This window comes from Pseudomonas sp. NPDC087817, assembly GCF_044742875.1.
In the GTDB taxonomy this organism is placed as follows: Bacteria; Pseudomonadota; Gammaproteobacteria; order Pseudomonadales; family Pseudomonadaceae; genus Aquipseudomonas.
The window spans coordinates 620-23,989 of record NZ_JBIUVJ010000047.1 but is presented as its reverse complement, the minus strand read 5'-3'; the positions used below and the strand labels follow the sequence as shown (position 1 = coordinate 23,989).

Genomic DNA, 23,370 nt, shown 5'->3' with positions numbered 1-23,370 from the left:
GGCCTGTTTCAGCTCAGTCGTTTACCACTTGTAAGTAGCGCTGGCGACCACACTGCGCTGGTCGCCGTAGTAGCAGTAGTAACCGTCGCAGGTGGAGATGTAGTCCTTGTCGAACAGGTTGGTGGCGTTGAGCGCCAGCGACGCACCTTTGAGGCTGTTGTCCAGACGGCCGAGGTCGTAATGCACAGCCGCGTCGAACACGGTGTAGGCGTCGGCCTTGCCCAACCAGGTGTTGGCCTTGTCGCCGTAGGTGTTGCCGGTGTAGCGCACGCCGCCGCCGATGCCGAAACCGTCGAGCACGCCGCTGTGCCAGGTGTAGTCGGTCCACAGCGAGGCTTGCTGGTTCGGCATCAGTTGCAGGCGATTGCCCTTGTCGACACCTTTCTGCACTTCGGACTTGGCCAGGGTGTAGGCGGCGATGACTTTCAGGTTATCGGTGACATCCGAAACCGCTTCCAGCTCCAGGCCTTTGACTTTCACTTCGCCGGTCTGGCTGGTGATGGTCACGTTGTTGACGATGTTGTTGACCGCGACGTTCTTCTGGGTCAGGTCATACACCGCTGCACTGAGCAGGGTTTTGCTGCCCGGTGGCTGGTACTTGATGCCCAGTTCCCATTGTTTGCCTTCGGTCGGCTTGAACGACTCAGTGACGCTGGCATCGGCACCGCTGGTTGGCTGGAAGGATTCGGCATATGACAGGTATGGCACGAAGCCCGAGTCGAACACATAGCTGATCGCTGCGTTACCGCTGAACGCCTTGTCACGCTGGGTGTTGGTGGCGTCACCCTTGTTGAGGAATTTGGTGCTGGTGTGTACCCAGTCTTCACGACCGCCCAGGGTCAGACGCCACTGGTCCAGCGCCATCTGGTCCTGCACGTAGAGACCGGTCTGGTTGGTTTTCTGGTTGTAGTCGTAGAACGCCGAGGAACGTGGCGGACGCGTAATCGGCTGGCGGTAGATCGGGTTGTTGACGTTGATGTCCGGCGCGCTGCCGAAGATCGAGGTGTAGTTGTCGTTGCTGCGCTGATGGTCGAGACCCAGCAGCAAGGTATGGCGGATGTCGCCCGTAGCGAAGTCAGCCTGGAAGTTGTTGTCCACGGCGAATTGGCTGATGTCCTCATCGACATTGGTGGTGCCGCGACCGACATTGCCCTGATCGTCAACGGTGAAGCCGGGAATGGTCGTGTTGTAGCTGTTGACGGTCACGGTCTGGAACGACAGATCGGACTTGGTGTAACGCAGATTCTGTTTGAACTGCCAGACATCATTCAGGCGATGTTCAAAGGCATAACCGAGCGCGTAGTAGGTGCGGTCGTAGAAGCCGTAATCAGGATCGCCCAGATTCTTGTGGTGGGAAATCTTGCCGAACGGCATGTCGATCTTGGTGCCCTGGATCGGATAGAACTGACTGGTGACCCCGGTATCGTCGCGGGTGAACTGCGAGAGCAAGGTCAACTTGGTGTCGTCGTCGATGTTCCAGGTCAGGCTCGGTGCAATGTTGTAGCGCTTGTTTTCGATGTGGTCGATCTGCGTGTCGCTGTCGCGCACCACGCCGCTGATGCCATACAGAAATTGCCCGGCGTCATCGATCTTGCCGGTGCTGGCGAAGTTGATCTGGCGGTGGTTGTCGCTGCCGTACTGCAACTGGATTTCGCTGCTGGCTTCGGCGCTTGGACGACGGCTGACCATGTCCAGCAGACCGCCTGGCGGGGTCTGGCCGTAAACCGACGAAGCCGGGCCGCGTAGCAGGGCGAGGCGATCGAGGTTCCAGGTTTCCGGTTTCGGGTTGGCGTAGATGCCTCTTGGCAGCGGCAGGCCGTCGAGGAACTGAGTCGGTTCGAAACCACGCACGCGCAGCCAGTCGATACGGGTGTCGCTGCCGTAGCTGCTGGCGGTGATGCCGGGCATGTAGCGCACGGCGTCATCGAGGCTGTGCACGCTGCGGTCGTCCATCTGCTGGCGCGTGGCCACGGAGATCGAACGCGGTGCTTCAACCAGCGCGGTGTCGGTTTTGGTGCCGGCGGCGGTGCGGGTGGCGGTGTAGCCTTCGACCGGGCTCCAAGCGGTTTCCAGATTTTCCACACCGATGACCGATGTTTCCGGTAGCGCCATCACGCCTTCCGGCACGGCGACCAGGGTGTAAGTCCCCGTGCTGGCCTGTTCCAGTTGCAGACCGGTGCCTTGCAGAGCCGCGCGCAGAGCGCCGGCCGCATCGTACTGACCGTTGACCGGTGCCGAGGTCTTGCCAGCCGCCAGCGAAGGATTCAGCGACAGGGCGAGGCCGCCCTGGCTGGCGATCTGGTTGAGGGTGGTGGCCAAGGGCGCCGCCGGCAGGTTGTAGGCGCGAACGCTGGACGCTTGTTCAACGGCGAGCAACGGGCTGCTGATCAGCGGAGTGCTGAAAGCGATGGCGACGGCCAGCAGACTGGGGCGCAACAAGGTGTCTAGCGAACGGGACATACGGCGGCTCCTGAATGGAAATATTTCTCAATTGCCTGTGTGCCGGATGAAAACCAAAAAGTGATAGGGCTGGATGGAAATAATTTCGATTAACTTGCAGCGGTGCTGCTGATAGACATGGCGAGCCTGGTTTTGTGGAGCTGCTGGCGGCCTCATCGCTGGCAAGCCAGCTCCCACAGGGAGTGCTGTAAATATCAACTTTGTGGGCAGCACTTAATCCTGTGGGAGCTGGCTTGCCAGCGATAGCGACCGCTCAGCCACCCGATCATTCAGGCTTGGAATCAGCCTTGGCCACCGTCACCCAATACGGTGTGTGCTGCTCGATCTGCACTGGCAGGGTCGGGAGCAGGGCGCTCAAGGCTTTGTCGGTGTCATGCAGCGGAAAGCTGCCGGTAATGCGCAAGTCAGCCACTTCCGGCGCAACGCCCAGATGCCCACGACGATAACGACCCAGCTCATGCACCAGATCGCTCAGTCGTGCGTTATCCACCACCAGCATGCCGCGCGTCCAGGCATCGGCGCCGGGCGTGAGGGCGACAATCGAGCCCAGCCCATCACCGCGCAGCAATACTTGCTGGCCTTCGCGCAAAATCTGTTCTGCGGGATTCGCTTGCGTGTGTGCCGCCACCGCTGATTGCAGCACGCTCAGACGCGTACCTTGGTCCTCGCGTTTGACCAGGAACCGCGTGCCCAATGCACGCATGCTGCCTTCGCGGGTTTCGACGATAAATGGCCGTGCATCGCCATGGCCGGTTTCGACGAGGATTTCGCCTTCCTGCAAGACGATCAGGCGCTGCTTCTCATCGAAGCGCACATCCACGGCGCTGTGAGTATTGAGGTTGAGCACGGTGCCGTCGGCTAGGCGTACGGTGCGTTGTTCGCCGGTAGCGGTGCGCTGATCGGCCAGCCAATAGTCCAGCGGCAAGTAATGCTCGGCGGCGAACACCCCCAGACCGATCACCACGACAACACTGGCCAGACTGCTGCCCAGTTTGCGCACGCGCCGCCGGATGCCTTCGCGCGATTGCAGCAGTGCACTGCGGGCCGGGCCTTTGGCCACGCTGAAGCGTTGGTCGAGCATGCCCAATTGACGCCATGCGCGGGCATGTTCTTCATTGGCCGCGTGCCATTTGGCGAATTCCTCGCGCTCCAGCGGGCTGCTCGAATCGAGCGTCAACTGCCAGGCAATCGCCGCATCCAGCACATGCGCCGGCACTGGCCTGGAACTGGCCGGGCTCACGTCGGCTCACCGTACAGCGCGATGTAGCACTGACGAATCCCCTGAGCCAGATACTGGCGCACGCGCGGCACTGAAACGCCAAGTTTCTCGGCGATCTCGGCATGGCTGAGGCCATCGAGGCGGTTATAAAGGAAGGCGGCGCGGGCCTTGGTCGACAGTTTGCCGAGCAGGCGGTCGATGGCTTTGAGGTCATCGAGGATCATTTGCTGTTCTTCCACCGACGGTTGTTCGCCCTCGGGGATCAGCATCAATTCGGTGAGGTAAGCCTGCTCCAGCGCGGCGCGGCGGAAGTAGTCAAACAACAGACCCTTGGCAATCGCCACGAGAAAGGCCCGGGGCTCGCGCGGTGTCAGCAGTTCATCGCGCCCGAGCAGGCGCACGAAGGTGTCCTGGCTCAGGTCTTCGGCCCGCTGCGGACAGGCCACGTTGCGCCGTAGCCACGCCAGCAGCCAACCGCGATGGTCGCGATACATCGCACCGACGAGCTGACTGTGAGGGCTTGGGACTGACGACACCGGACATCACCGATTGGGAAATATTAACTAACGCGAATTGTTCGCGATTCTGGCAGAGGTGGGAATGGTTAGCAATTGGCCACTGGTCAGGTGGCATCAGGGAAACCACGTCATCGTTCTTCGCGAGCAGGCTCGCTCCCACAAGGCATCGCATTCCAAATGTGGGAGCGAGCCTGCTCGCGAAGAGGCCAGAACAGCCAACGGAAATCTAAAAGGACGGCGCTTGTTGTCGGCGCTTCCACTGACTCAAGCGCTGCTGCAAATTCAGCGGACTATGAATCTGCTGCCCCCGCGCCCGACTGAACAGAATCAACGCCAGTTCTGCCGTGGCCAACGCATCGGCACTGGCGTTATGCCGTTCGAACACCTCCAGGCGAAACCAGTCGATCCACTCATCCAGCCCGGCCTCGCGAATATTCGCCTGCGGGCACACCAGCGGCGCAATATCCGCGACATCCAGAAACACCTGCTGCAACTTGTGCCCCAGATGCTCCTTCACCGCGCGCCCGAGCATGTGCTGATCGAACGGCGCATGAAACGCCAGCACCGGGCTGTCGCCGATAAACTCCATGAGGTCCACTAACGCTTCGGCCGGGTCGCTGCCGGCGGCAAGTTCATTCGGCCCCAGGCCATGGATCAACACACTGGGGCTGAGCTTCAGTTCACGACATTGCAAGGTCCGTTCGAACTGCTGACTGAAATCGATCGCAGCGTCGTCGATCACCACGGCGCCGATCGACAACACGCGATCCTTGTTCAGGTTCAGCCCAGTGGTTTCCAGATCCAGCACCACCCAGCGCTGTTCGCGCAGGCTGCAATCGCTCAACGCGCTGATCGCCGGCAACCGCGCCAGGCGGTGTTGCAGCTCGGCCGGCACCACCGGGCTGGCCGTACGCAGCCACGAGAACAGGCTCATAGCTGATACCGCAAGGTCAGGCTGCTTTGCAGGCGTTGAGCCTGACGCAGGGATTCGCGCAGGATGCGTCGGTCGAGGTGGTTGAGGCTGTCGGGATCGACACGGTTGGAGTAGGGCAGATTCTCCCGGGTCTGCAACTGATGTTGCTGCATGCGCGTTTGCTGAATGAAGTGGTAAGCCTCTTCATACGCGGCGCCGTCGAGTGGTTCGATGACTTCTTTATCGACCAGTTGGCGAAAGCGTTCGAGGGTGTTGTTGGCGTCGATGCCGTTGGCCAGCGCCAGCAGGCGTGCGCCATCGACGAATGGGGTTAGACCCTGAACTTTCAAATCCAGCGTGGCTTTCTCGCCGTTCTTGCGCGCCAGTACAAACTCGCGGAAACGCCCGACCGGCGGGCGATTGCGCAGGGCGTTGTCGGCCATCATGCGCTGGAACAGACGGTTGTCGCCGACCTGCTCGAGAATCCCCCGACGCAGTTGCGCGCAACCGCTTTCATCGCCCCAGACCACCCGCAGATCAAAATAGATGCTCGAGCCCAACAGATTCTCCGGCGTCGCCTCGCGAATAAACGCCGCAAAACGCCGCGCCCATTCCGCGCGCGACAAACACAGCTCGGGGTTGCAGGCCATGATGTTGCCCTTGCACAGAGTAAAGCCGCATTGCGCCAGGCTCTGGTTGATCTGCTGCGCGATCGGCAGCAGCTTGCCGCGAATTTCCGCCGCGTGCGCCGCATCGCGAGCGTCGAACAGAATGCCGTTGTCTTGATCGGTGTGCAGCGTTTGCTCGCGCCGGCCTTCACTGCCGAAACACAGCCAACTGAACGGCACACCGGGGTCGCCTTTTTCGGCGAGGGTCAGTTCGATCACCCGGCACACGGTGTGGTCGTTGAGCAGGGTGATGATGTGGGTGATCTGGGTTGAAGAGGCGCCGTGGGCGAGCATGCGCTCGACCAGTTGGCCGATCTCGCCGCGCAGGGACACCAGTTGTTCGACGCGCTGGGCGCTGCGGATGGTCCGGGCCAGGTGCACCAGATCGACACGTTGCAGGGAAAACAGATCACGCTCGGACACCACGCCGCACAGGCGCTGATCCTTGACCAGGCAGACGTGAGCGATGTGCCGCTCGGTCATGGCAATCGCCGCGTCGAATGCACTGTGATCCGGCGACAGATAAAACGGCGCACGGGTCATGTGATGTTCGATGGCTTCGCTGAAATCGCCGACGCCTTCAGCCACCACGTGGCGCAGGTCGCGCAGGGTGAAAATCCCCAGCGGCGCCTTGTGTTCATCCACTGCGACGATGCTGCCGACCTGTTGCTCATGCATCAACTTCACCGCGTCACGCAATGGCGTTTCAGGGCTGCACGTCACTGGATGGCGCATGGCCAATTCGCCGAGTCGGGTGTTCAGCGAATACTGGGTGCCGAGGGTTTCCACGGCTTTCTGCTGGACTTGCTGGTTGACCTGATCAAGCAGGCTGCTGACCCCGCGCAAAGCAAAGTCGCGAAAGGCGTTGGACAGCGCGAACAGTTTGATGAATGCCGGTTTGTTCAGTTGCAGGCAGAAGGTGTCTTCGCCGGCCAGATGCTCGGTGCGCGTCGCCCGCTCGCCGAGCAGCGCGGCGAGGGGAAAGCATTCGCCGGTGGTGATTTCAAAAGTGGTTTCGGTGCCGGGCTTGGTGATGTGCTGACGTTCACCCACCACGCGGCCCTGTTTGACGATGTAGAAGTGTTCGACCGGGCCATCCGTGGGTTTGATGATGCTCTCGCCCTGAGCGTAAAAGCGCAGTTGGCATTGCTCCACCAGATACGCGAGGTGGGCGTGTTCCATCTGATTGAAGGGCGGGAAGCGCTGAAGGAATTGCAGGGTGCCCTGAATGTTCTGCAACACCGCGGTTTTCCCTGCCTGGGTGAAGGCGTCCGCTTTACTCATAACCATTACCGCAGTCTTTTTCGAATTGTTGTTGTCGGATCGTTGCAGCCATGGTCGGCCCCGGCGAGCAGGGTGCCCATTGGACGTAAGTCTAGGTTTGCCATGCCGTTGGGCACATTTGGGAAGTGCCCTACAAAATCAGTCGGGAATTCAACCGTCCGGCTATTGGAAAAAAATCCGACGAAGTGCACATTGAAGCTCTGCCTGGCGATGTCTGACGACTGTGCAGGTGATTGATTTGGAAACATAGAGAACGCCATGTCCGACCACGATATTTTGAGCGACGCCGAGCGGGAAGCGCTCAGCGCTGTGATGCTCGAACCCGACCTGCCGCCGCAGCGTGTGCTGATCGTCGATGACGACAAGGACGCTCGGGAGCTGCTCGCGGAGATATTGGCGTTGGACGGTATTCGCTGCATGACCGCCGCCAGCGGCGAAACGGCGCTGAAGATGCTCGAGGAAAAACCTTCGATCGGGCTGGTGATCACTGATTTGCGCATGGGCAATGTCGATGGCCTTGAGCTGATTCGACAGGTGCGCGAATCGGTGCGGGCGGCGCTGCCGATTATCATTGTGTCCGGCGATGCCGATGTGAAAGACGCGATTGCGGCGATGCATTTGAGCGTGGTGGATTTTCTGCTCAAGCCGATTGATACGGGCAAGTTGCTCGGGTTGGTCAAACATGAATTGGGCATAGAGCCATAGCGCCTGATTTGCCGATCGTTCCCACGCTCTGCGTGGGAATGCCTCAATGGACGCTCTGCGTCCGCTGTTGGGACGCGGAGCGTCCCGGGCTGCATTCCCACGCGGAGCGTGGGAACGATCAACAATCACCTGTAGGAGCTGCCGAAGGCTGCGATCTTTTGATTCTGCTTTCACAAAAAAAAGCCCTGATCCAAAGATCAGGGCTTTTTCATGTCCGGCACTCAGCCCAAGTTACAGGCCGTTGGCCTTCTTGAACTCGCGGCGACGACGGTGCAGAACCGGCTCGGTGTAACCGTTCGGCTGCTTGGTCCCTTCGATCACCAATTCGACTGCCGCCTGGAAGGCGATGTTGCTGTCGAAGTTCGGCGCCAGCGGACGGTACAGCGGGTCGTTGGCGTTCTGACGGTCCACTACTGGCGCCATGCGCTTGAGGCTTTCCATCACTTGCGCTTCGGTGACCACACCGTGGCGCAGCCAGTTGGCGATGTGCTGGCTGGAGATACGCAGCGTGGCACGGTCTTCCATCAGGCCGACGTCATTGATGTCCGGTACTTTCGAGCAGCCAACACCCTGGTCGATCCAGCGCACCACATAGCCAAGAATGCCCTGGGAATTGTTGTCCAGTTCGTTCTTGATCTGCTCTGGCGTCCAGTTCGGGTTGACCGCCAGCGGGATGGTCAGAATGTCGTCAACCGAAGCGCGGGCATGTTTGGCCAGTTCGGCCTGACGGGCGAACACATCGACCTTGTGGTAATGCAGCGCGTGCAGCGCAGCAGCCGTCGGCGATGGCACCCAGGCGGTGTTGGCACCGGCCAGTGGGTGAGCGATTTTCTGTTCGAGCATCGCTGCCATCAGGTCGGGCATTGCCCACATGCCTTTACCGATTTGCGCGCGACCTTGCAGGCCGGTGCTCAGACCGATATCGACGTTCCAGTTCTCGTAGGCGCCGATCCACTTCTCGGCATTCATGTCGGCCTTGCGCACCATCGGGCCGGCGTCCATGGAGGGGTGGATTTCGTCGCCGGTGCGGTCGAGGAAACCGGTGTTGATGAACACCACGCGCTCGCTGGCCGCCTTGATGCAGGCCTTGAGGTTGACCGTGGTGCGGCGCTCCTCGTCCATGATCCCGACTTTCAGCGTATTGCGTTTCAGGCCCAGCACATCTTCGATGCGGCCGAACAGCTCGTTGGTGAACGCCGCTTCTTCCGGGCCGTGCATCTTCGGTTTAACGATGTAGACGGAACCGGTGCGGGTGTTCTTGCGCGAGGTGTTGCCATTGAGGTTGTGCATTGCCGCGAGGCAAGTCACCAGACCGTCGAGGATACCTTCCGGTACTTCGTTGCCGTCTTTATCGAGGATCGCGTCGATGGTCATCAGGTGACCGACGTTGCGCACGAACAACAGCGAGCGGCCATGCAGGGTCACTTCGCCGCCATTGGGCGTGGTGTAGCTGCGATCCGGGTTCATGGTGCGGGTGAACGTCTGGCCACCCTTGGACACGGATTCCGCCAGGTCGCCCTTCATCAGGCCGAGCCAGTTGCGGTAGATCACCACTTTGTCGTCGGCATCGACGGCAGCCACGGAGTCTTCGCAGTCCATGATGGTGGTCAGGGCCGCTTCCATCAGGACGTCTTTGACGCCGGCGGCGTCGGTCTGGCCGACCGGGGTGCTGGCGTCGATCTGGATTTCGAAATGCAGACCGTTGTGCTTCAGCAGGATGGCGATCGGGGCATTGGCATCGCCCTGGAAACCGATCAATTGAGCGTCGTCACGCAGGCCGGTGTTGCTGCCGCCCTTGAGGGTGACCAGCAGTTTGCCGTCAGCGATTTTGTAGGCGGTCGAGTCGACGTGGGAGCCGGCGGCCAATGGCGCGGCCTCGTCGAGGAAGGCCCGGGCGAAGGCGATGACTTTGTCGCCACGCACCTTGTTGTAGCCTTTGCCTTTTTCCGCGCCACCGTCTTCGCTGATCGCGTCGGTGCCGTAGAGGGCGTCGTACAGCGAACCCCAGCGGGCGTTCGAGGCATTGAGAGCGAAGCGGGCGTTCATCACCGGCACCACGAGTTGCGGGCCGGCGGTACGGGCGATTTCGTCATCGACGTTTTGCGTCGTTGCCTGGAAATCAGCCGCTTCTGGCAGCAGATAACCGATTTCTTGCAGGAAGGTTTTGTAGGCCGCGGCGTCATGGGCCTGGCCGACGCGTTCCTGATGCCAGGCATCAATGCGCGCCTGGAAGTCATCGCGTTTGGCGAGTAGGGCTTTGTTCTTCGGTGCCAGGTCGTGAATGACCTTGTCGGCACCTTCCCAGAATTTTTCGGCGGTGAGGCCGGTACCGGGAATGGCTTCGTTGTTCACGAGTCGAACAGGACTTTGGCGACCTGCAGGCCACCGACTTGAACGTGTTCAGTCATTGCTTGCCTCACTCTGCTCAGCTATTTCGCTTTTCAGCTCTTCAATTTGACAATGAAGCCTCTGGCCATTTAAACCACAAACCTTCCGACCAGTACATGCCATTGCTGGCGGCTGGGCTGGGACCAATCAACGGCTTGGGGCCTTGCTGACGGGGCTTTCAGGGTTGCGAACATGCCTTGGGCAGACATCGATCCAGCGTTATGTAGTGCGTGCCGAGGCATACTACATGATGAGTTGCGCTTGTGAAAATCAGACTAATAACGTCGTTCTGCGACCTCATGTCGCATTGCGGTCACATCGCGGAACGGGATGTTCTCAAAAAACCATTGGATTGTTCCAGCTAAATATCAAAAGTTGTACACATAAATACTGTCTGCCTGCTATGGCGCAGTTCAGCTGTACAGAATTCTGTGGCGAGGGGATTTATCCCCGATCGGTTGCGCAGCAGCCGTAAACCCTGTCAGCCCGGTTTACCGGTCAGCGCGCAGGGGCGGCTTCGCCACCCATCGGGGATAAATCCCCTCGCCACAGGTTGCTTGCAAAACCCAGCCCACGTCATCCGCACAAAATGCCGCCCGGGCTGAATCAAACCCCTTGCCTATACTTGCCTTTCTATAACAAAAGTCATGACAAGAGGGCTGCGCCATGGACCATCTCGTACTCACCGTTTTCGCCCCGGACAAGCCCGGGCAGGTCGAGCGCATCGCCCAATGCATCGCCGAGCATGGCGGTAACTGGCTGGAAAGCCGGATGTCGCGGATGGCCGGGCAGTTCGCCGGGATTTTGCGGGTGGGCGTACCGGCAGAGGCTTACGACGAATTAGTCGATGCCTTACAAGCATTGTCGACTCATGGCATTCGCGTATTGATCGCCGAAAGCGGCATCGAACAATCCTGTACCTGGAAACCGATTGCGATGGAACTGGTGGGCAATGATCGTCCAGGGATTGTGCGCGATATCACTCGGCTGTTGAGCGAACAGGGCGTGAACCTCGAACGGCTGGTGACGGAAGTGCGGCCGGCACCGATGAGCAGCGAACCGTTGTTCCACGCCGAAGCGATTCTCGCCGTGCCGCTGACCTTGTCCCTCGATGTGTTGCAGTCGCGCCTGGAAACACTGGCCGACGATCTGATGGTGGAATTGGTGTTACGCACAGACGTTTAAGGGCCACTCGGGTTATCCAGTTTTAACGTGCACCCGCCTGTGGATAACCTGTAGAGACCAAGCTCCAGGCCACGCCGAACGTGGCTTCGCGTGAGTTGATCAAAAAACCGCCAGCATTCAACAACTTGCACACAAACGGCGGGGATCACGCTGTGGATAACCTTGGGAAGGAACGATGCAGGCCACGAGAACCGTGGCCTGCGGAGGTTTGTGCATTTTTTGATCAGCTGCGCCGGCGCAGACTGATCACGGCATCGACGCTGTAAACGGCCAGACCGGCCCAGATGAAGATAAACGCGATAAGCGTGCTGGACGACAAGTGCTCACCAAACAGCAGTACCGCTTGCAACAACACCAGCGTTGGCGCGAGGTATTGCAGGAAGCCGATGGTGGTGTAGGGCAGGTGTCGCGTGGCGGCGTTGAAGCACACTAACGGGATCAACGTCACCGGTCCGGCCGCGACCAGCCACCAGGCTTGCGACGTGGTCCAGAACTCGGGTTGAGCGCTGGTCGCGGTCTGATTGAACAGCAACCACGCGAAGGCAATTGGTACCAGCATCCAGGTTTCCACCACCAGCCCCGGCAAGGCCTTGACCGGTGCCTGTTTGCGGATCAGCCCGTAGAAGCCGAACGTCAACGCCAGCACCAGCGACACCCACGGCAGACTGCCGACCTGCCACACCTGTTGCGCCACACCCACCGCCGCCAGACCCACCGCGAGCCACTGCATACGGCGCAGACGCTCGCCGAGAATCAACATCCCCAGCAGCACATTCACCAGCGGGTTGATGTAGTAACCGAGGCTCGCTTCGAGCATGCGTCCGTTGTTCACCGACCATACATAGGTCAGCCAGTTGGCGGCGATCAGCGTGCCGCTCAAGGCCAGAATCGCCAGACGCTTGGGGTTATCCAGCAGTTCGCGCAGCCATCCCGGGTGTTTCCACACCATCAGCAGCAGCGCGCCAAACAGCGCTGACCACAACACCCGATGGATGATGATCTCGACGGCCGGCACTTCGGCGATGGCTTTGAAGTAGATCGGGAACAGGCCCCAGATGATGTAGGCACTCAGGCCCAGAATGTACCCGCGACGCGGGTTGGCGGCTTGCATGCAGAATCCTTGCTCAGGCAGCTGACAGAGCAGGGATTGTAAGGAAGTTTGTCGACGAATGTCGGAGCAGAATGGTCAGAAATGTGTGAACACAAAACCCCCTGTAGGAGTGAGCCTGCTCGCGATGGCGGTGTGTCAGACAACAGAAATGTTGAATGTACCGGCGTCATCGCGAGCAGGCTCACTCCTATAGGGGGAAATTGTCAGAAGAGTTTCAGTGGCTCTTCATTCAGCGCGGACAGCTGCTCACGCAACGCCAGCACCTGATCGCCCCAATATCGCTCCGTACCAAACCACGGAAAGCTGTGCGGGAACGCCGGATCGTCCCAGCGCCGCGCCAGCCAGGCGCTGTAATGCATCAGGCGTAGTGCGCGCAGCGGCTCGATCAACGCCAGTTCGCGTGGATCGAAATCGTGAAATTCGTTGTAGCCGTCCATCAATTCCGATAACTGCCCCAGACATTCCTGGCGATCACCGGCGAGCATCATCCAGATGTCCTGCACTGCCGGGCCCATGCGGCAATCGTCGAGGTCGACGATGTGGAACATCTCGTCGCGGCACATCATGTTGCCGGGGTGGCAGTCGCCATGCATGCGGATGTTCTGGTGCGGCGTGTTGGCGTAGGCATCTTCCACGCGTTTGAGCAGGTCGCGGGCGACGGACTCATAGGCCGGCAGCAGGCTTTTCGGAATGAAGTTGCCTTCGAGCAAGGTGTTCAGCGAGGCGTGGCCGAAGTTCTGCACGGCGAGGGCTTCACGGTGTTCGAATGGCTTGGTGGCGCCGACCGCGTGAATCCGCCCGAGCAACTGACCGAGGCGATACAGTTGATCAAGATTGCCCGGCTCTGGCGCCCGCCCGCCACGACGGGGGAACAGGGTGAAACGAAAACCGGCGTGTTCGTGCAGGGTTTCACCGTTGTGGATCAACGGCGCGACCACCGGAATTTCGACGTCGGCCAATTCGAAGGTGAACTGATGTTCTTCGAGGATGGCTTCGTTGGTCCAGCGCTGTGGACGGTAGAACTTGGCGATCAGCGGTTCGGAGTCTTCGATGCCGACCTGATAGACGCGGTTTTCATAGCTGTTGAGCGCCAGAATGCGCGCATCGCTGAGAAACCCGATACTTTCAACGGCATCAAGGACGAGGTCGGGTGTGAGGGTTTCAAACGGGTGGGCCATGCTGACTCCTGCGCGCAGCAGGCTGCCGCGTCCGGCCCAGCATGGTAGCGCAGATGGCAGCTGGAAAGGTGGTTGGTGTCTGTGCTGACGCCATCGCTGGCAAGCCAGCTCCCATATTTGGAATGCGATCCCCTGTGGGAGCTGGCTTGCCAGCGATGAGGCCCGATCAGGCGCCGACTACTCCGCCATCCTCACGGGTAATCGCCATCACCGAAGACCGCGGTTTGCCATTCGGCAGATGCTCGGGGAATGTCGATCCACCGTTCTCCCCGGGATGCTGAATCCCGACAAACAGGGTTTTCTGATCCGGCGAGAAGCTGATCCCCGTCACCTCGCAACCAATCGGCCCGACCATGAACCGGCGAATCTCGCCGGTCTTGGGATCAGCGCACAGCATCTGGTTATTGCCCATCCCGGCAAAGTCCCCGGCATTGCTCGAATCGCCATCAGTCAGAATCCACAAGCGTCCGGCCTTGTCGAAACCCAAACCATCCGGGCTGTTGAACATGTTCTGCGGGGTGATGTTCTTCGAGCCGCCCTTCGGCGTCCCGGCGTGAACGCCCGGGTTACCGGCAACCACGAACAAATCCCAGGCAAACGTCTTCGAAGCATGATCATCGCGGTCGGTGCGCCAGCGCAGAATTTGTCCGTAGACGTTCTTCTCACGCGGGTTCGGCCCGCCCACCGGTTGACCATCCTCGCCACGCTTGGCGTTGTTGGTCAGGGTGCAATAAACCTGGCCGTCCTTCGGGCTGACCACAATCCATTCCGGGCGGTCCATGCGCGTGGCGCCGACGACGCTGGCGGCGAGGCGCGCGTGAATCAGCACTTCAGCCTGATCGGCAAAACCGCTGCTGGCGTCGATGCCGTTCTTGCCGTGGGTCAATTCGATCCACTGGCCCTGACCTTTCGGGTGATCGGGGTTGCTGTCGCCGTTATCGAACTTGGCCACGTACAGGGTGCCGTGATCGAGGATGTCTCGGTTGGCCTTGGCGTTGCGGTGATTGATGCGGTCGCGGCTGACGAATTTGTAGATGAACTCACCACGCTCGTCGTCGCCCATGTACACCACGGCGCGACCGTCGTCGGTCTCGGCCAGGGCGGCGTTTTCATGTTTGAAGCGGCCCAGCGCCGTGCGTTTGACCGGGGTCGATTGCGGATCGAACGGATCGATCTCGACCACCCAGCCGTGACGGTTGAGTTCGTTGGGGTTCTTCGCCATGTCGAAACGCGGGTCGTACGGATGCCAGTTGATCTCGCGACTGGCGACCGACACGCCGTAGCGCTTCTGCGCCGGGTCGAACTGCTGCTGGGCGTTGCTGCTGCCGAAGCAGTCGGTGAAGTTTTCTTCGCAGGTCAGGTAAGTGCCCCACGGGGTTTTGCCGTTGGCGCAGTTCTGGAAGGTGCCGAGGACTTTCTTGCCGTGCTTGTCGGCAGCGGTTTTCATCAAGTCGTGCCCGGCCGCCGGACCGCTGATGCGCAACGGCGAGTTGCCGTGGATGCGGCGGTTGTAGCGCGAACCCTGGACGAACTGCCATTGACCGTTCTTGCGTTGCACCTCGATCACCGACACGCCTTCGCAGGCCAGCGCCTTGCGCACGTCTTCGGCCGATTGCGGCATGCCGCCGTGCGGGTAGAGGTAGCGGTAGTTGGTGTATTCGTTGTTGATCGCCATCAAGGCGCGGTTTCGATCATCCGGGAATTCGAACAGGCTCATGCCGTCGTTGTTGTCGCCGAACTGCACTTCCTGTGCGGCCGCGGTGCCGTTACCGCTAGGATCGAAGGCCGGGCCGTTTTTCTGCAATGGCTGGCCCCAACTGATCAGCACCGAAGACTTGTAGCCTTTGGGCAGCGTGATGACATCGGTGGTCGCAGCGGGAATGCTCTCGAAACCGAGCAGGCGGCTGTTGCCGGCGCTGACGCCGGTGGCCAGTGCGCTGCGGCTCAACAGACTGCCGCCGAGGAACATCGCTGCACCGCACAGCGCACCCGCGCCGATGAAACCGCGACGGCTGAGGCCGACCATTTTTTCCAGGTCAGTCGATTGGTTTTCTTCTAATAGGCTCACATCAGGCTCCCTGCTTGGTTTTGGCAGACACCTTAATGAGCGTCGATGACGCTTTCGTTGCAGGGCTTGATTAGAGCGGCGTACCGATCAGCACATTGGACGGCGAAAACTGCACCTGCACCGATTGCCCTACGGACAACTTGCGTGTGCGCAAGTCCAGCGGTTCGGCCAGCGCGCAGAGGGTGTGGCCGTTTGGCAGGGAGACGCGGACTTCGCTGGGGCCGTCTTCGGCGTCGAGAATCGCTTCGAGGGTGCCCTTGAGTAGATTGTGTCCAGACGTTGCGGGCTGATCGCTGGCGAGCAGTTCTAGCCAGCCGGCCTTGATCAGGGCGACCACTTCGGTGCCGGTTTGCAGCTCCAGATGCACGGTGCTGTCATGGGTGATCTGCGCATCGAGGCACAGGCCTTCGGCCAGCTCGAGACGGATCAGGTCGTTGCGGCCATGAGCTTCGATTGCCACGACCTTGCCGTGCAACTGGTTGCGCGCGCTGGTTCTGAGCATCAGCCGACCGAGCAGGTCCAGATCGCTGGCGTCTTCCGCTGCCTCCAGTACCTGCGCCTGCAAGGCCTGCAGTTTTTGATACAAGCGCAGAACACGCTCGCCTTCGCTGGACAGTTTTGCGCCGCCACCACCCTTGCCGCCGACGGCACGTTCAACCAGAGGTTTTTGCGCCAGGTTGTTCAGCTCATCGATCGCATCCCAGGCCGCTTTGTAACTCAAGCCTGCACTTTTCGCGGCGCGGGTGATCGAGCCTTGTTCGGCGATGTGTTGCAGCAAAGCGATGCGCTGCGGACGGCGGACGATGTGCTGGGACAACAGAGAAGGCATGGACATGGATGGGTGCTTTTGTGCTGTGGCGGTGGGAGGTGAAGTTGGCGGCTTGCGACGCGAGAGTCAAGCCGAGCCGAGATCCCTTGTAGGAGTGAGCCTGCTCGCGATGGCGTTGTCATTGCCAACCTCTATGCTGACCTTTCCACCGCTATCGCGAGCAGGCTCACTCCTACAGGGGGATTGTGTTTGGCTTCAGCTTCCGGGTTTTGCGGTCCGGGCCAAGCAGTAGACATCGACCCGAGCGGCGCCTGCATCCCTCAACAGTCGCGCCAGTGCCTGGGCCGTGGCGCCAGTGGTCAGTACGTCATCGATCAACGCGAAGTGCCGACCTTTCACATCCGCGTCGGGCGCGAGTGCGAAGGCGTGACGCAAATTGCGCTTGCGCGCCTTGGCGTCGAGGTCCTGCTGGGCGTTAGTGTCGTAAATCCGCCGAAGCACCTGTTCTTCAAATGGCAGATCGAACTGTTTGCTCAACCATCGCCCCAACATCGCGGCTTGATTGAACCCGCGTTGACGCAGGCGTTTGCTCGCCAGTGGTACCGGCACCAACACGTCGGGCCTGGGCAAACCCTCATCGAAGCAATGTTGCAGGTATTGCCAGAGAACGTCGGCGAGCAGGTGGCCAAACGGCCATTTCGCGTTGTGTTTAAAACGCGTAATCAGACTGTCTACCGGGAAGCCATAAAGCCATGGCACGACGACCTGTTCGAATGCCGGCGGCTCTAGCTGGCACTCGCCGCAGGTCAGGCCGGCTGCGGACAGCGGCAGGGAGCAGGTCTGGCAGTGGTCACCGAGCCAAGGCAATTCGGTTTCGCAGGCATCGCAGATTGGCACTTCTGCTTCTGCGGGCTCATCGCACAACAAACAGATCTGTATGTTTTTTAAACAGATGTAAACCTGTCCTTCGTATCGTGGTTGACAGCTCATGACTCTTCCTTAAATATGCCGAACATCCGTGTAGCGCCTGTGGGTATTCCGTTTCCCCGGCGCCAGCCAAGCATAACCAAGGAACTACCCATGAGCGCGAGCACCACCGCCACCCTGCGTCACGACTGGTCACTGGCCGAAGTCAAAGCGTTGTTCGTACAGCCATTCAACGACTTGCTGTTCCAGGCGCAAACGGTGCATCGCGCGCATTTCGACGCCAACCGCGTTCAGGTGTCGACCCTGTTGTCGATCAAGACCGGCGCCTGCCCGGAAGACTGCAAATACTGTCCACAGTCCGGTCACTACAACACCGGTCTGGAAAAAGAAAAGCTGATGGAAGTGCAGAAAGTCCTCGAAGAGGCTGCTCGCGCCAAGGCCATTGGTTCGACCCGTTTCTGCATGGGCGCAGCGTGGAAACATCCTTCGGCCAAAGACATGCCGTACGTGCTGAAAATGGTCGAGGGTGTAAAAGCCATGGGCCTGGAAACCTGCATGACCCTAGGTCGTCTCGATCAGGAGCAGACCGAAGCACTGGCCAAGGCCGGGCTCGATTACTACAACCACAACCTCGACACGTCGCCGGAGTTCTACGGCAGCATCATTACCACCCGTACTTACAGCGAGCGCCTGCAGACGCTGGCTTACGTGCGTGAGTCGGGGATGAAGATCTGCTCCGGCGGCATTCTCGGCATGGGTGAGTCGCTGGACGACCGCGCCAACCTGCTGATCCAGTTGGCCAACCTGCCGGAGCACCCGGAGTCGGTGCCAATCAACATGCTGGTGAAAGTCGCCGGTACGCCGCTGGAAAACGCTGAAGACATCGACCCGTTCGATTTCATCCGCATGCTCGCCGTGGCGCGCATCCTCATGCCGCAATCCCATGTACGCCTTTCCGCCGGCCGCGAAGCGATGAACGAGCAGATGCAGGCATTGGCGTTCTTTGCCGGCGCCAACTCGATTTTCTACGGTGACAAGTTGCTGACCACCGCCAACCCGCAGGCCGACAAGGACATGCAGTTGTTCGCGCGCCTGGGCATTCAACCGGAAGCCCGCGAAGAGCACGCCGATGAAGTGCACCAGGCTGCGATCGAGCAGGCGCTGGTGGAGCAGAAGAGCAGCGAGCAGTTCTATAACGCGGCGGTGTAAAAACCTCTTCGGATTCCCCTGAAGAAATGCAAAACCCCTGTGGGAGCGAGCCTGCTCGCGAAGCGGTGCCTCAGTCGACGTTGATGTTGGATGTAAAGGCCTCTTCGCGAGCAGGCTCGCTCCCACAGGGATCTGTGTCACATGAAAGTCGAGGCCTGCATGTCTTTCGATCTCGCCGCACGCCTTGCTGCCCGTCGTGCCGAAAACCTCTACCGCCAGCGCCCACTGCTTGAAAGCCCGCAAGGGCCCGAAGTGGTGGTCGACGGCCAGCCGTTGCTGGCGTTCTGCAACAACGACTATCTGGGCCTGGCCAATCACCCGCAAGTGATCGAAGCCTGGCGCGCCGGTGCCGAGCGCTGGGGCGTGGGCGGTGGCGCTTCACATCTGGTGATCGGCCACAGTGGCCCGCATCACGCACTGGAAGAAGCGCTGGCCGATCTCACCGGGCGCCCGCGTGCGCTGCTGTTTACTACCGGCTACATGGCCAACCTCGGCGCGGTCACGGCGCTGGTCGGGCAGGGCGATACGGTGCTGGAAGACCGCCTCAATCACGCCTCTTTGCTGGATGCTGGCTTGTTGTCCGGCGCCAGATTCAATCGCTATCTGCATAACGATGCGGTGAGTCTGGCCAAGCGTCTTGAGAAAGCCACCGGCAATACGCTGGTGGTCACCGATGGCGTGTTCAGCATGGACGGCGATCTTGCCGACCTGCCGGCACTGGCCCTTGAGGCCAAGGCCAAAGGCGCATGGCTGATGGTCGACGATGCCCACGGCTTCGGCCCGCTGGGCGCCAATGGCGGCGGGATTGTCGAGCATTTCGGTTTGAGCCTGGAGGATGTGCCGGTGCTGGTCGGGACGCTCGGTAAAGCGTTCGGTACGGCAGGCGCGTTTGTTGCTGGCAGTGAAGAGCTGATTGAAAGCCTGATCCAGTTCGCCCGCCCGTACATTTACACCACCAGCCAACCACCGGCACTGGCCTGCGCGACACTGAAAAGTCTGGAACTGCTGCGCAGCGAACACTGGCGTCGCGAACATTTGCAGACGCTGATCCGCCAGTTCCGCCATGGTGCCGAACAGATTGGTCTGGAACTGATGGACAGCTTCACGCCGATCCAGCCAATCATGATCGGTGATGCGGGGCGCGCGGTGCGTTTGTCGCAGATGCTGCGTGAACGCGGGCTGATGGTTACTGCAATCCGTCCGCCCACCGTGCCTGCTGGCAGTGCGCGCCTGCGGGTGACTCTGACCGCCGCCCACAGCGAGGCGCAGGTGCAGCTATTGTTAGAAGGACTGGCCGATTGCTTTGCCCAACTGTCGTCGGAGCCAAGCCATGCGTAATCGCCTGATCCTGCTGCCCGGCTGGGGCCTCGGCGTTTCGCCGATGGAACCCTTGGCCGCCGCATTGCAAGGGCTCGACGAGCACCTGAACGTCGATATCGAGCCGTTGCCGGAGCTGGATTCCAGCGATCTGCTGGAATGGCTCGATGTACTTGATGAGCGCATTCCCCAAGACGTCTGGCTCGGTGGCTGGTCGCTGGGTGGCATGCTCGCTTCCGAATTGGCGGCGCGCCGTGGCGAGCGCTGCTGCGGTTTGCTGACGCTGGCGAGCAACCCTTCTTTTGTCGCCCACGAACAATGGCCGAGTGCGATGCCCGGCGAGACGTTCGATGGCTTTCTCGCCGGTTGCAATGCTGATCCGCGGCTTACCCTCAAGCGATTTTCCCTGCTGTGTGCCCAAGGTGCCGAGGACCCGCGCGGATTGTCGCGACTGCTGCTTGGCGCTGCGCCGAGCATTGCGCCGGCCGCGTTGATGGCCGGGCTGGAATTGCTCGCGCAACTGGACACCCGTGAAGCCTTGCAGGCGTTTCGCGGCCCGCAGTTACATCTGTTCGCCGGCCAGGACAGCCTGGTGCCTGCGGAGGCGGCGGGCGAATTGTTCGCGCTGTTGCCGGATATCGAGATTGGTCTGATCGAACAGGCCAGCCATGCGTTTCTTCTGGAGGACCCCCATGGAGTGGCGGGTGCGATCCAGGCTTTTCTACATGAGTGCGGTGATGACTGATTTGTCCCTTGTTGCGCTGCCCGGCGGCTTGCCTGACAAGCGTCAGGTGGCGGCCTCTTTCTCCCGCGCGGCGGCCAGTTATGACAGCGTCGCCGAGTTGCAACGTGATGTCGGTACACAATTGCTGCAACGCTTGCCGGCAGGTTTTTCGCCATCGCGGTGGATGGATCTGGGGTGCGGCACCGGTTACTTCACCCGTGCTCTGGCCGAGCGATTCACCGGGCGGCAGGGGCTGGCGCTGGATATCGCCGAGGGGATGCTTGAACACGCCCGTCCGTTGGGTGGCGCCGAGCATTTCATTGCCGGTGATGCGGAGCGTCTGCCATTGCAGGATGGCACCTGCGATTTGATCTTCTCCAGCCTGGCGGTGCAGTGGTGTGCGGAGTTTGATTCGGTGCTCAGTGAGGCGTTTCGCGTACTGAAACCGGGGGGGATTTTCGCGTTTGCTAGTCTTTGTGTCGGAACGTTGTACGAATTGCGTGATAGCTGGCGTCAGGTCGATGGCCTGGTGCACGTCAACCGTTTCCGCGAGTTCGCCCGCTATGAGCAGTTGTGTGCGGCCAGTGGAATGCGCACGGTGAGTCTGGAGAATCAGGCGCATGTGCTGCATTACCCGGATGTGCGCAGTCTGACCCATGAGTTGAAAGCGCTGGGTGCGCACAATCTCAATCCCGGGCGACCGGGCGGGTTGACCGGGCGGGCGCGGATACTTGGCCTGGTCGAGGCATACGAGCAGTTCCGTGAGGCGTCGGGTTTGCCGGCGACTTATCAGGTGGTCTACGCCGTGTTGGAGAAACCTTTATGAGCGCCGCCTATTTCATCACTGGAACTGACACCGACGTCGGCAAGACCACGGTTGCCGCCGGGTTGTTACATGCGGCGCGCTCAGCGGGGTTGAGCACGGCGGCGGGCAAGCCTGTGGCTTCCGGTTGTGAGGTGACGCCCAAGGGGTTACGCAATTCCGATGCGCTGGCGCTGTTGGCCGAATGTTCTTTGCCGCTGAGTTATCAACAGGTCAATCCCGTGGCCTTCGAGCCGGCGATTGCGCCGCATCTGGCTGCGCGCGAAGCCGGCGTGGCGCTGACAGTGCAATCATTGCTGGCACCGATGCGCGAGATTCTCGCACTGAATGCCGATTTCACCCTGATCGAAGGCGCGGGCGGCTGGCGGGTGCCGTTGGTGGATCAGGACAATCTGTCGGATCTGGCCATCGCCCTGAAGCTGCCGGTGATTCTGGTGGTGGGTGTGCGGCTGGGGTGTATCAGCCATGCGTTGCTGACGGCTGAGGCGATCGCGCGTGATGGCCTGCAACTGGCGGGGTGGGTGGCCAACATCATCGATCCGAAGACGTCGAGGCTGGAGGAAAATCTGGCGACGCTGGCCGAGCGGATTCCGGCGCCGTGCCTGGGGCGCGTGCCGAAACTCAAGGCATTGAGTGCCGAGGCGGTGGCCGAGCATTTGCAATTGGATCTGCTTGACTAGTTTTTTACCCATGAAGCCTGCCTATGGGCAGGCACTGTGCCATTAGTGTTTTTGACGGGTGTTTTTCTGACGCGTCTGGTTCAATGGCACGCATTGATCCTTCCCAAGGATGAGAACTCCCATGGAAATCTCCGGTAACACAGCTTTTTATGCTGGTTTGAGCACTATTCAGACCGGGCAGAACCGTGTCGATCAGGCAGCCAGTCAGATCGCTAACAACACCATTGAACGCTCGGTCAGCAGTCAGTCTTCCGATGCTCAGATCGATCGCCTGCGTGGCGTCGATCGCAGTCAGCAAATGGACTTGGGCAGTGACATGGTCGAGATGGCCCAGGGCAAGTTTCAAGTGGAACTGGGCGCGAAAGTCGCCAAGGCTTCCGATGAAGTGCTCGGTACGATCATCGACACCTTCGCCTGACATTTCTCGCTTTGTGCATGCCGAACGCCGCGCCTTGTCGCGGCGTTTTTCGTTGTAAGTCTTTCTTCCTCAACTAATCTTTTTCTATCGCCCGTGGCTCCTCCGAGCGCATGGCGGTTTGCTGTGTCCGGCGTTTGAAAGTTGTGAAGACGAATGGCAAAAGATCGACGCTTGACAAGATTTCGGCGTAAACGTATGTTTCAAACAACTGTTTGACCGTCACAACAAATCAACACGGTCGTTCATTCCCGGTTACATCAGCAGAGGTTTATCGCTATGCCTGACTACAAGGCCCCCTTGCGTGATATTCGCTTCGTTCGTGACGAACTGCTCGGCTACGAAGCGCACTATCAGAGCCTTCCGGCTTGCGCAGACGCAACTCCGGACATGGTTGACGCCATTCTCGAAGAAGGCGCCAAGTTTTGTGAGCAGGTACTGGCACCGCTGAACCGCGTGGGCGACCTCGAAGGTTGCACCTGGAGCGAGTCCGGCGTGAAAACCCCGACTGGCTTTAAAGAGGCTTACAAGCAATTCGTCGAAGGCGGCTGGCCAAGCCTGGCGCACGACGTCGAGCACGGTGGTCAGGGCTTGCCTGAGTCGCTGGGTCTGGCTGTGAGCGAAATGGTTGGCGAAGCCAACTGGTCGTGGGGCATGTACCCAGGCCTGTCGCACGGCGCGATGAACACCATCTCCGAGCACGGCACGCCTGAGCAGCAAGAAGCCTATCTGACCAAACTGGTCTCCGGCGAATGGACCGGCACCATGTGCCTGACCGAACCGCACTGCGGCACCGACCTGGGCATGCT

18 protein-coding genes and 2 pseudogenes are annotated in these 23,370 nt (G+C 60.3%); 9 read left to right on the top strand and 11 right to left on the bottom strand.

Annotated elements, in window-relative coordinates; genetic code table 11:
• Positions 1-21 precede the first annotated feature (21 nt).
• From ACIONG_RS22805 to ACIONG_RS22785, 5 genes are all read right to left on the bottom strand, one after another.
• Positions 22-2,460, bottom strand: coding sequence for a TonB-dependent siderophore receptor (locus tag ACIONG_RS22805; protein ID WP_401302856.1), 2,439 nt, complete (start codon positions 2,458-2,460; stop codon positions 22-24).
• Between the two features lie 265 nt (positions 2,461-2,725).
• Positions 2,726-3,700 (bottom strand): FecR domain-containing protein, encoded by a 975-nt coding sequence (locus tag ACIONG_RS22800; RefSeq protein ID WP_401302854.1) that lies wholly within the window; start codon positions 3,698-3,700, stop codon positions 2,726-2,728.
• Positions 3,697-4,173 (bottom strand): RNA polymerase sigma factor, encoded by a 477-nt coding sequence (locus ACIONG_RS22795; RefSeq protein WP_401302881.1) that lies wholly within the window; start codon positions 4,171-4,173, stop codon positions 3,697-3,699. The genes ACIONG_RS22800 and ACIONG_RS22795 overlap by 4 nt, the downstream gene beginning before the upstream one ends.
• 250 nt (positions 4,174-4,423) lie before the next feature.
• On the bottom strand, positions 4,424-5,131 hold the full coding sequence (locus tag ACIONG_RS22790; protein WP_401302852.1) for a PolC-type DNA polymerase III: 708 nt from the start codon (positions 5,129-5,131) through the stop codon (positions 4,424-4,426).
• Positions 5,128-7,062 (bottom strand): putative nucleotidyltransferase substrate binding domain-containing protein, encoded by a 1,935-nt coding sequence (locus ACIONG_RS22785; protein WP_401302850.1) that lies wholly within the window; start codon positions 7,060-7,062, stop codon positions 5,128-5,130. Before ACIONG_RS22785 ends, ACIONG_RS22790 begins: the two co-directional genes overlap by 4 nt.
• A 258-nt stretch (positions 7,063-7,320) precedes the next feature.
• On the opposite strand from ACIONG_RS22785, the gene ACIONG_RS22780 reads away from it, so the two are divergent.
• Positions 7,321-7,767 carry a response regulator gene (locus ACIONG_RS22780; RefSeq protein WP_103304449.1) on the top strand — a complete coding sequence of 149 codons (447 nt, stop codon included), beginning with the start codon at positions 7,321-7,323 and terminating at the stop codon, positions 7,765-7,767.
• A gap of 231 nt (positions 7,768-7,998) precedes the next feature.
• Here the strand turns inward: ACIONG_RS22780 and ACIONG_RS22775 are convergent.
• Positions 7,999-10,175, bottom strand: a pseudogene (locus ACIONG_RS22775) (malate synthase G).
• 646 nt (positions 10,176-10,821) lie between these two features.
• Here ACIONG_RS22775 and ACIONG_RS22770 point away from each other — a divergent pair.
• The gene (locus ACIONG_RS22770; protein WP_034155036.1) at positions 10,822-11,340 is read left to right on the top strand and encodes a glycine cleavage system protein R; all 519 of its coding nucleotides are present in this window, start codon (positions 10,822-10,824) and stop codon (positions 11,338-11,340) included.
• Between the two features lie 223 nt (positions 11,341-11,563).
• On the opposite strand, the gene rarD is transcribed toward ACIONG_RS22770, so the two are convergent.
• From rarD to ACIONG_RS22745, 5 genes are all read right to left on the bottom strand, one after another.
• Positions 11,564-12,451 (bottom strand): EamA family transporter RarD, encoded by an 888-nt coding sequence (gene rarD / locus ACIONG_RS22765; RefSeq protein WP_103304445.1) that lies wholly within the window; start codon positions 12,449-12,451, stop codon positions 11,564-11,566.
• A gap of 203 nt (positions 12,452-12,654) precedes the next feature.
• Positions 12,655-13,629 carry a serine/threonine protein kinase gene (locus ACIONG_RS22760; RefSeq protein ID WP_110720743.1) on the bottom strand — a complete coding sequence of 325 codons (975 nt, stop codon included), beginning with the start codon at positions 13,627-13,629 and terminating at the stop codon, positions 12,655-12,657.
• Between the two features lie 166 nt (positions 13,630-13,795).
• On the bottom strand, positions 13,796-15,697 hold the full coding sequence (locus ACIONG_RS22755) for a PhoX family protein (protein ID WP_401302847.1): 1,902 nt from the start codon (positions 15,695-15,697) through the stop codon (positions 13,796-13,798).
• Between the two features lie 70 nt (positions 15,698-15,767).
• Entirely contained in the window at positions 15,768-16,532 is a 765-nt protein-coding gene (locus ACIONG_RS22750; protein WP_401302845.1) for a TOBE domain-containing protein, read from the bottom strand.
• A gap of 189 nt (positions 16,533-16,721) precedes the next feature.
• A complete protein-coding gene (locus tag ACIONG_RS22745; RefSeq protein WP_401302843.1) occupies positions 16,722-17,456 on the bottom strand; it encodes a phosphoribosyltransferase family protein in 735 nt (244 codons plus the stop codon).
• A 90-nt stretch (positions 17,457-17,546) separates the two neighbouring features.
• On the opposite strand from ACIONG_RS22745, the gene bioB reads away from it, so the two are divergent.
• From bioB to ACIONG_RS22710, 7 genes and pseudogenes are all read left to right on the top strand, one after another.
• Entirely contained in the window at positions 17,547-18,602 is a 1,056-nt protein-coding gene (gene bioB / locus ACIONG_RS22740) for a biotin synthase BioB (RefSeq protein WP_103304440.1), read from the top strand.
• A gap of 159 nt (positions 18,603-18,761) precedes the next feature.
• A complete protein-coding gene (bioF, locus tag ACIONG_RS22735; protein WP_213026765.1) occupies positions 18,762-19,940 on the top strand; it encodes an 8-amino-7-oxononanoate synthase in 1,179 nt (392 codons plus the stop codon).
• Entirely contained in the window at positions 19,933-20,664 is a 732-nt protein-coding gene (locus ACIONG_RS22730) for an alpha/beta fold hydrolase (protein ID WP_401302840.1), read from the top strand. The genes bioF and ACIONG_RS22730 overlap by 8 nt, the downstream gene beginning before the upstream one ends.
• Positions 20,657-21,469: a malonyl-ACP O-methyltransferase BioC gene (gene bioC / locus ACIONG_RS22725; RefSeq protein ID WP_401302838.1), complete on the top strand. Its 813-nt coding sequence runs from the start codon at positions 20,657-20,659 to the stop codon at positions 21,467-21,469. The genes ACIONG_RS22730 and bioC overlap by 8 nt, the downstream gene beginning before the upstream one ends.
• A complete protein-coding gene (gene bioD / locus ACIONG_RS22720) occupies positions 21,466-22,146 on the top strand; it encodes a dethiobiotin synthase (RefSeq protein WP_401302836.1) in 681 nt (226 codons plus the stop codon). Before bioC ends, bioD begins: the two co-directional genes overlap by 4 nt.
• A gap of 121 nt (positions 22,147-22,267) precedes the next feature.
• On the top strand, positions 22,268-22,564 hold the full coding sequence (locus ACIONG_RS22715) for a pyrroloquinoline quinone biosynthesis protein PqqE (RefSeq protein WP_401302834.1): 297 nt from the start codon (positions 22,268-22,270) through the stop codon (positions 22,562-22,564).
• Between the two features lie 276 nt (positions 22,565-22,840).
• Positions 22,841-23,370 (top strand): annotated as a pseudogene (locus ACIONG_RS22710) (phenylacyl-CoA dehydrogenase); the annotation flags it as partial.